2 protein-coding genes are annotated in these 2,211 nt (G+C 34.3%); both read right to left on the bottom strand.

The genetic code is table 11. From position 1 onward, the window contains the following. Nucleotides 1-227 precede the first annotated feature (227 nt). Nucleotides 228-1,460 (bottom strand): eCIS core domain-containing protein, encoded by a 1,233-nt coding sequence (locus Q4Q35_RS07170; protein ID WP_303277278.1) that lies wholly within the window; start codon nucleotides 1,458-1,460, stop codon nucleotides 228-230. A gap of 138 nt (nucleotides 1,461-1,598) precedes the next feature. Continuing rightward, nucleotides 1,599-2,153, bottom strand: coding sequence for an REP-associated tyrosine transposase (locus Q4Q35_RS07165; protein WP_303277277.1), 555 nt, complete (start codon nucleotides 2,151-2,153; stop codon nucleotides 1,599-1,601). Nucleotides 2,154-2,211 lie beyond the last annotated feature (58 nt).

Genomic DNA, 2,211 nt, shown 5'->3' with positions numbered 1-2,211 from the left:
TAAACACATCTATCCAACCTACAGTAGTTATGGTTATAAAATAACCAGTGTCGGTCATTGTTGCTTTATATTTTGTAGACATATTTTAATTTTTCTACAAAGTATAAAATTAATTGGATAAGTAGGGCACGGATTACAAATCCGCGCTATCGAGTCCGCGCTATCGGGTATAAACTGGCACTAGCGGGGTAGAGCGGAGAAAACTTTGTCTTATATACTAATACAAGTTATATTGTTTTTTCAACTATTTCATCAGTTGATATTAGTTCCAGTTTTTCTATCATATTATTTACGAAAGTCTGGCAACTATACCGGAAATTCTCAAATTCTGGTTTATAGTCAGGAGATTTTTTTGAAGGGTTGTAGTAATTTAGTTTAGTTGGAGCTAGTTCTTCTACGGCAGCTTTAATTTTACTTTTTGTTAAAGTCTCATTGCTTGTATTTATGTACTCTTCGTCTAAAGATGGCCTCCTTGCCTCGTCGCTTACACCAGAGAGTATACGATATCCATCTAGAGTTAAATCAACTTTTATCCATTCTCTATCATGTTCGTTTTGAATAAGAAAGAGTAATTCCCAATGCAATAAATCTAAATCAGGTTTTTCACCAACTGGCTTCTGTTTACGGACTATCATCCTTAAAACATTGAAATCCACCTCGCCTCTGGGAAGTGCTTCTTTATCTCTAAGGTCTATCTCTTTTATGTCTGGTGAAAGAGACATACTGGTATTGGGTTTTTCGCTTATGCCATCTGGATCTGCCATTAACTGTAAACTAGAGTCGGTCCCCCCATGTATACTTGGAGTTTGGTATACCGTGCGGTAAAAAGGAAATTCAAATGTGTTTTTTTCTGTGTGGTGTCTTTGTAAGGCTTTCGTTCCCATGATGTCTGCTTCTTTCTCCAAGGCTGCATCATCATTAATGTTTATTTTATTTTTAGTTTGCAAGGTAGGTTTTACTCTTCCCTGTTTTTGCTGTACCACATGCCAGGCTTCATGAGGTAAATGTTTTTCTTGCCCGGAAGCGAGGTGAATATCTGTTCCTTGAGCATATGCATGAGCATTCAATTGAGTTGGCTTATTAGAGTTACGATGCACTTTTACATCGTCCATAGAATAACCAGAAAGGTTTTCAATTCCGGTTTTAAGATTATCTGGCAAACCTGTTGTATGGTTTTCTTTTCTCTGAATAAGTGCTGTATAGTTATTTACTATAGCTTGTAGCTGGATTGCTTGTTTTGTTTTTGGACTGTTGTTAGCCTTTTCTTGAAGTGCTTTTAGTTGTAACGTACGTGGACTATTAGAGGATATTTTATTTAGTTTCTGTAGAGCAGCTGCATTGCAACTGTTATACATAAATTGAACAGCAAATGCATCATCCTTTTGTTTTTGAAGAGTTGCATTTGTAGAAACAGCGTGGTAGTGGTTTTTGTCTTGTATTTTGTCAGCATAAGTGTTCATAATTTTATTTTTAGAGCTTATAACGACTAAGTACAAAATCGTTTGCTTACTAAGTTCGGTATTTTTTCTGACAAATTCAAGCTTCTAAAAAATAAAACCCCGATAGCGCGGATTTGTAATCCGTGCTCCTTTTTAAACTCAAAAAACATGCAGTAAGACAATATCAAGTTCGCTATCTAAACTAGCATAATTTCTTGCCGAACTAAAAACATAATCTTCCGGATTAGAAACAATTTTGTCATTTACAGGATTGTTATGAATATAATCTAATTTCTGCTTTATAAATTTATTTGACGAACATATTTCTGCATGGTAACCATCTTGCCAGACTTTATATTGTTGATTTCGTTTCAGGTGGTCACATGCTTCGCTGAAATAATTAAGCATCCATTCTCTTCTACTTTCTGGGTAATTAATAATGGTATCTATAATTTTTTTAGAGGTGAATTTTTTAAAATCCCTCATAATATTTGATAGCAAGAAACCTTCTTTTGCTTTGCAGAGCATGTGTATATGACTAGGCATTATACAATAGGCATAAACTTCAAGGCCTTTATGTTTTTGACAATACCTAATGGCCTGAGTAATAACAAATTTTTGTTTAAGTCTTGTAAACACATCTATCCAACCTACAGTAGTTATGGTTATAAAATAACCAGTGTCGGTCATTGTTGCTTTATATTTTGTAGACATATTTTAATTTTTCTACAAAGTATAAAATTAATTGGATAAGTAGGGCACGGATTACAAA

Source organism: Flavivirga aquimarina, from assembly GCF_030540835.1.
Lineage (GTDB): Bacteria > Bacteroidota > Bacteroidia > Flavobacteriales > Flavobacteriaceae > Flavivirga > Flavivirga aquimarina.
This window is presented reverse-complemented; position numbering and strand designations above follow the sequence as displayed.

Excerpts from the sequence above, each read along its gene's own strand:
- Q4Q35_RS07170 (WP_303277278.1), bottom strand. The coding sequence starts at position 1,460 with ATGAACACTTATGCTGACAAAATACAAGACAAAAACCACTACCACGCT.
- Q4Q35_RS07165 (WP_303277277.1), bottom strand. The coding sequence starts at position 2,153 with ATGTCTACAAAATATAAAGCAACAATGACCGACACTGGTTATTTTATA.